We start from the raw sequence: 5,508 nt of genomic DNA, 5'->3' as shown, positions 1-5,508 counted from the left end.
GGGAACTACAATGGCTACCCCGACCCTAAATCTCCCCGCGCATCCGGCGCTTGTGGTATTTCGTCCGCGCACCGATCCCCATCAGCATCAGCGCGAAGCCGCCGACGATCGCCGCCAGCGTGAGGAGGTTCGGGATCGGCGTCCAATAGGCGTTGACCAGGATCAGCGCCGAACCCAGCACAGCCAATGCCACGCCGCTGCGCCGCAGCCCCTTGGCCACGCCAAGCAGCTCGCGGCGATAGGCGCGGCGTTCCTCGGGATCGTTGAGATTGGGGATCGGACGGCTCAACGATTGCCTCCGATCAGGTCGCCCAGGCCGCCGAGCACCGAACCCTCGCCGCGATTCTGCCCGCCATAGGACGAGGCCGCCGCCATCATCCGCCCGGCCAGGCGCGAGAAGGGCAGCGACTGGATCCACACCTTGCCGGGGCCCCTCAGCCGCGCGAAGAACAGACCCTCGCCACCGAAGATCGCGCTGCGCACGCCGCCCGCGCCGACCAGGTCGAACTCCACCGACGGGGTGAAGGCGGCGACGCAGCCGGTATCGACATGCAGTTCCTCGCCCGGTGCCAGCTCGCGCTCGACCACCATGCCGCCGAACTGGACGAACACCCAGCCATCGCCGTCGAGCTTCTGCATGATGAAGCCTTCGCCGCCGAACAGGCCGGTCATGATCCGGCGCTGGAAGGCGATGCCCATCGACACGCCCTTGGCGGCGCAGAGGAACGCGTCCTTCTGGCAGATCAGCGTGCCGCCGATGCTGTCCAGTTTCATCGGCGCGATCGCGCCGGGCACCGGTGCGGCGAACGCCACGCGCGCCTTGCCCGAGCCATTGTGCGTGAAGACGGTGGTGAACAGGCTCTCGCCGGTGACCAGCCGCTTGCCGGCGCCGAGCAGCGCACCCATGAAGCCGCCGCCCTGCTGGCCGCTGCCGTCGCCGAACACGGTGGTCATCCCCACCGATGCGTCCTTCCAGACCATCGCGCCCGCTTCGGCCACCGCGCTCTCGCCCGGGTCGAGTTCGATCTCGACGAACTGGAGCTCCTGCCCCTTGATCTCGAAATCAATGTCGTCGGACACGCCGGCGCTGCGGCTGTGGCTCCACGGACTCTGCGGCATCTCGGTGTCCTCCATCTCGGTTGCATCTGCCCTAGCGCTTCGGACCGCCTCGCGCCAAGTTCCCGTATCGGCGAAAGGCGCGACGAGCGGATCGGGAGAGCGTGATGCGAAACATTCTGGCGGGCATGGCGCTGCTGGTGGCGCTACCATGCTGGGCGCAGGACAATAGCGGGAGCCACCCGCCGGCACCGATCGTCGTCACCGGCAACGGGCTGGCCGATTCGGCCCGCCAGCTCGAGCAATGCCTCGCGCGCAAATGCGCTCCGCCCGAGGATATCGACGCCAGCATCACCCTGGCCGAGAACCAGCTGCTTGCCGGCGATTATCGCAAGGCGCGCGCCACGCTCGCGGCGGCGCGCGACCGCAATGGCGGCCACCGCAAGGACTATCCGGTAGAGGTCGCCGATCTCGAACGCAGCTATGGCCGGATGACCGACCTCGACGGGTTCCCGGACCGGGCCCGCATCGCCCAGGTCGATGCGCTCGATACGCTCAAGGGCGGGCTGGACGGCAAGGACACGCGCGTCCTGATCCAGCGCCTGACGGCCGGGGACGATTTCCGTCTGGTCGGCCGCACCGATGCCGCCGACGAGACCTATCGCCGGGTCGAGAAACAGGCGCGCGAGGCAGGCGAACCGCAGGTCGCGGGTATCGCGATGCTCCGCTCCGCCGCGATGTACACCTTCCTCGCATCGCAGGATTCGATCTTCCGCAGCACCGCGCGGGCACGGATCGCGCGGATCGAGCGGACCACCGAGCCCGAGCTCGAACAGGTCCGCATCGCCGCCCGCGTGCTGCGCGCGCGCCTCACCGGGCTGGCCGGCAGCAGCGACGCGATGGACCGGGCGATCGCCAATCTGGGCGATGCCGGCTTCACCGAACCCGTGCTGGTCTATGAGGATGTGCCGCTTCGCAACGGCGCCAAGGCGGCGATCCGCAAGCAGATCGACTCCGAGCCCGAATGGGTGGATTTCCGCTTCCGGGTCGCTCCCGATGGCCGCGTCCACGACCTCGAGGAGGTCCGCCGCTCCCCCGAGATTTCGGCGGACTGGGCCAACCGGGTGCGCAAGACCGTCGCCACGCGGCGCTATGCCCCGCTGCGCCTGCCGCCGGGATCTGACGGGAAGATCCGCATCGAGCGGTTCACGCTCGTGTTCGACGCGGGCGACGCAACCGGCTCGAACATGAGCACGCGCGCCAGCGAAGGGCGGCTGACCTGGCTCGACATCACGCCGGACCAGCCGGCGCCGAGCATTCCGCCCGCCTCCTACGTGCCGCCGCGCGCGCCCTTCTGAGCGGTCAGCCGCGCCGCCAGTCGTCGCGCAGCAGGCCGTAGAGCGCGGTGTCACGCACGCCGATATGGGTCTCCCATTCGGCGCGCAGCATGCCTTCGAGCCTGAAGCCCAGCCGCTCGAGCAGCCCGCGCGAGGCCAGGTTCTCCGGGTCGGTATCGGCGAAGACGCGGCGCTGCCCCTCGGCGAAGAGCCGGTCGATCACGGCGCTCACCGCCTCGACGGCGATGCCGCCGCCCCAATGCGGGCGGGCGAGCATATAGCCGATCTCGGAGACATTGCCCTGGCGCTTCTCGCCCGCGGCGACGAAGCCGATCGCGGTTTCGTCCTCCCGCAGGGTGATCGCCCAGCAGCGCCATTCGGGCGCCCCTCGCGCGAAGTCCGCGCGCGTCTGCTCGACGCTCGCATGCGGCGGGCCCGACCAGAAATGCATCAGCCCGGCGTCGGAGAGGCTCGGGAACAGCGCCTCGGCATCATCGGGAGTACGCGGGCGCAGGCGGAGACGCGCCGTCTCCAGCACCACCGTCTCGCGCGCGGCCAGCTCGGCGGGCCGGCTCACAGCGCCAGCGCGTCGACCAGCGCCTTCACCTTCTTCTGCCGCCACTGGGGCAGCGGCGCGACCAGCCAATAGCCAAGCTTCGAGCTCTTGGGCTCGCCGACCACGACCACGCGACCCGATTCGATATCGCTGCGCGCGAGCAGTTCGGGCACGGTCGCCCGGCCCAGCCCCTCGGCCGCCGCCTCCAGCGCCAGCCCGGCGTCGGCGACGCGGACCAGCGAGCCTGCGTCCTCGGCCATGCAGCCCGGCCAGGAGATGCGCACGTCGATGCCGCCGCCCGGCCGCTCGATCGTGACCATGCCGTCGCTCTCCAGCGCCTCGCCCTCATGCTCGCCCGGGCCTTCGCCCCAGCGGATCGCGAGATCGAGATTGGCCTCGGTGAAATCGAGTGCGTCGTCAGCCGGCACCAGCACGAAGCGCAGGTCGCTGTCGACGCGGGCGATCTCGGCGAGGCGCGGCATCAGCCACTTCGCGGTCAGGTCGCGCGGCGCGGCGATGGTCAGCGACTTGGACGACTGCCCCGCCTGCATCGCGCGGACGCTTTCCTCGAACTGGAGGAAGCCCGCGCGCAATGCCGACAGGCCGGCCTCGGCCTCGGGGGTCAGCTCCAGCCCCTTGGTGGTGCGGCGGAACAGGACGACGCCCAGCGTATCCTCCAGCGCGCGGATCTGCTGGCCGACCGCGGCAGGGGTCACCGCCAGCTCGTCGGCCGCGCGGGTGAAGCTCAGGTGGCGCGCGGCGGCATCGAGCACGCGCAGGCCATTCAGCGGGAGATGGGTGCGCTTCATTCCGCCACCGCCGGCGCGGTCAGCGCGAACTTCGGAATCGCGACGTCGAACGCCGAACCGTCTTCCCCGATCATGTGATAACTGCCCTGCATGTTCCCGATGGGCGTGGTCAGCGGGCAGCCCGACACATAGTCGAAGCTCGCCCCCGGCGCGATCATCGGCTGCTCGCCGACCACGCCTTCGCCCTCCACGGTATGACGCGCGCCGCGTCCGTCGGTGATGATCCAGTGCCGCGTCAGCAGCTGCACCATCACGCTGGAATTGTTCTCGATGCGGATGTGATAGGCCCAGAACCAGCGGCCGCGATCGGGCTCGCTCTGCTCGGGGAGATAGCTCACCGACACGCGCACGGTGATCCCGCGCGTTTCCTCCGCATCGGTGAATAAGGCGTCCATCACAATCCGGCGGCCCTCAGCGCCTGGTCGAGATCGGCGATCACGTCTTCCGCGTCCTCCAGCCCAACATTGAGCCGCAGCATGCCCTCGGTCACGCCCATCTCCAAGCGCTTCTCCTCGGCGACGCTCGAATGGGTGGTCGAGGACGGATGCGTCATCAGCGAGCGCGAGTCGCCGATATTGTTCGAGATGTCGACCAGCTCGAGCGCATCGAGCAGGGCATGCGCCTGCTTGCGGCCGCCATCGACCTCGAACGAGAAGATCGGGCCCGCCGCCGCCATCTGGCGCATGAACAGATTGTGCTGCGGGTGGCTGGGCAATGCCGGGAAGTTGATCCTGGGCACGCGCTTCTCGAGGAAGCTGCCGACCTTCAAGGCATTCTCGCTCTGGCGGTGGATGCGCAGGTCGAGCGTCTCCATGCCCTTGAGCACCACCCAGGCGTTGAACGGCGACAGCGTCGGGCCGGTATTGCGGGTGAAGGGCAGCAGCACGTCGTTGATGAACTGCGACGAGCCGGTGACGGCGCCGGCGAGCACGCGGCCCTGCCCGTCCATCATCTTGGTCGCCGAATAGGCTACCACGTCCGCGCCGAATTCAAGCGGGCGCTGGAGAGCCGGCGTGGCGAAGGCATTGTCGACCACGGTGGTGATGCCGTGCTTGCGCGCGATCGCGCAGACCGCCTCGAGGTCAACCACGTCCATCGTCGGATTGGCGGGCGTCTCGAAGAAGAACACCTTGGTGTTCGGGCGGATCGCGTCCTGGAACTGCTGGGGATCGCGCGCATCGACGATCGTGGTCTCGACGCCGAAGCGGGGAAGCAGGCTATCGGTCAGCCAGCGGCACGAACCGAAGGCGGCGCGGCCCTGGACGATATGGTCGCCGGCGCTGACCTGGCAGAGGATCGCCGCGGTCATCGCCGCCATGCCGGTCGCCATGGTGCGGCACGCCTCGGCGCCCTCGAGCAGCGCGATCCGCTCCTCGAGCATCTCCACCGTCGGGTTCTGCAGGCGCGAATAGGTCATGCCGGTCTGCTCGCCGGCAAAGCGCGCGGCGGCATCGCCAGCGCAATCATAGGCATAGCCCGAGGTGAGGAACATCGCCTCGCTGGTCTCGCCCCATTCGGAACGGGCGGTACCGCCACGCACGGCCTGGGTGGCGGGTTTCCAGTTGCGGGTTACGCTGCGGTCTTGTCCGGTACGACGCTTCATAGTGCGGAATGCTTTGCGGCGGGGGGGACGGGGCGTCAACACCGGTCGTCATCGTAACTTGTTTGGGATGCCCAACCTCCGCTTCTGGTCAGGGCCGTTCCCCCGGGGGGGGGGCGGGGGGGGGGGGGGGGGGGGGGGGGGGGGGGG

At 69.3% G+C, this 5,508-nt stretch carries 7 protein-coding genes; 1 reads left to right on the top strand and 6 read right to left on the bottom strand.

Annotated features, from left to right (window positions below; genetic code table 11):
* Nucleotides 1-25: 25 nt before the first annotated feature.
* Both AAHM44_RS24640 and AAHM44_RS24635 read right to left on the bottom strand, forming a co-directional pair.
* Entirely contained in the window at nucleotides 26-289 is a 264-nt protein-coding gene (locus AAHM44_RS24640; RefSeq protein WP_184169028.1) for a hypothetical protein, read from the bottom strand.
* The gene (locus AAHM44_RS24635; protein ID WP_342251640.1) at nucleotides 286-1,119 is read right to left on the bottom strand and encodes a TIGR00266 family protein; all 834 of its coding nucleotides are present in this window, start codon (nucleotides 1,117-1,119) and stop codon (nucleotides 286-288) included. Before AAHM44_RS24635 ends, AAHM44_RS24640 begins: the two co-directional genes overlap by 4 nt.
* 104 nt (nucleotides 1,120-1,223) lie before the next feature.
* Here AAHM44_RS24635 and AAHM44_RS24630 point away from each other — a divergent pair, with 104 nt between their 5' ends.
* Entirely contained in the window at nucleotides 1,224-2,414 is a 1,191-nt protein-coding gene (locus AAHM44_RS24630) for a hypothetical protein (protein WP_342251639.1), read from the top strand.
* A 4-nt stretch (nucleotides 2,415-2,418) separates the two neighbouring features.
* Here AAHM44_RS24630 and AAHM44_RS24625 read toward each other — a convergent pair whose 3' ends face one another.
* The 4 genes from AAHM44_RS24625 to AAHM44_RS24610 are packed head-to-tail and all read right to left on the bottom strand — an operon-like array spanning nucleotide 2,419 to nucleotide 5,361.
* Nucleotides 2,419-2,970, bottom strand: a complete 552-nt coding sequence (locus tag AAHM44_RS24625) for a GNAT family N-acetyltransferase (protein ID WP_342251638.1) — start codon at nucleotides 2,968-2,970, stop codon at nucleotides 2,419-2,421.
* A complete protein-coding gene (locus AAHM44_RS24620; RefSeq protein WP_269572729.1) occupies nucleotides 2,967-3,758 on the bottom strand; it encodes a LysR family transcriptional regulator in 792 nt (263 codons plus the stop codon). Before AAHM44_RS24620 ends, AAHM44_RS24625 begins: the two co-directional genes overlap by 4 nt.
* Complete coding sequence (gene apaG, locus AAHM44_RS24615) at nucleotides 3,755-4,153, bottom strand: Co2+/Mg2+ efflux protein ApaG (protein ID WP_184169032.1); 399 nt, start codon at nucleotides 4,151-4,153, stop codon at nucleotides 3,755-3,757. The genes AAHM44_RS24620 and apaG overlap by 4 nt, the downstream gene beginning before the upstream one ends.
* Complete coding sequence (locus AAHM44_RS24610; protein ID WP_342251637.1) at nucleotides 4,153-5,361, bottom strand: trans-sulfuration enzyme family protein; 1,209 nt, start codon at nucleotides 5,359-5,361, stop codon at nucleotides 4,153-4,155. Before AAHM44_RS24610 ends, apaG begins: the two co-directional genes overlap by 1 nt.
* Nucleotides 5,362-5,508: the final 147 nt, after the last annotated feature.

Source organism: Sphingomonas sp. OTU376 (genome assembly GCF_038440415.1).
Lineage (GTDB): Bacteria > Pseudomonadota > Alphaproteobacteria > Sphingomonadales > Sphingomonadaceae > Sphingomonas > Sphingomonas kyeonggiensis_A.
Note: the sequence above shows the minus strand (reverse complement) of the source record. Positions and strands in the feature narration are given on the sequence as shown.

What these genes read in the sequence shown, in the direction of transcription:
- AAHM44_RS24610 (WP_342251637.1), bottom strand. Translation starts at nt 5,361, where the DNA reads ATGAAGCGTCGTACCGGACAAGACCGCAGCGTAACCCGCAACTGGAAA.
- AAHM44_RS24630 (WP_342251639.1), top strand. Translation starts at nt 1,224, where the DNA reads ATGCGAAACATTCTGGCGGGCATGGCGCTGCTGGTGGCGCTACCATGC.
- apaG (WP_184169032.1), bottom strand. Translation starts at nt 4,153, where the DNA reads ATGGACGCCTTATTCACCGATGCGGAGGAAACGCGCGGGATCACCGTG.
- AAHM44_RS24620 (WP_269572729.1), bottom strand. Translation starts at nt 3,758, where the DNA reads ATGAAGCGCACCCATCTCCCGCTGAATGGCCTGCGCGTGCTCGATGCC.
- AAHM44_RS24635 (WP_342251640.1), bottom strand. Translation starts at nt 1,119, where the DNA reads ATGCCGCAGAGTCCGTGGAGCCACAGCCGCAGCGCCGGCGTGTCCGAC.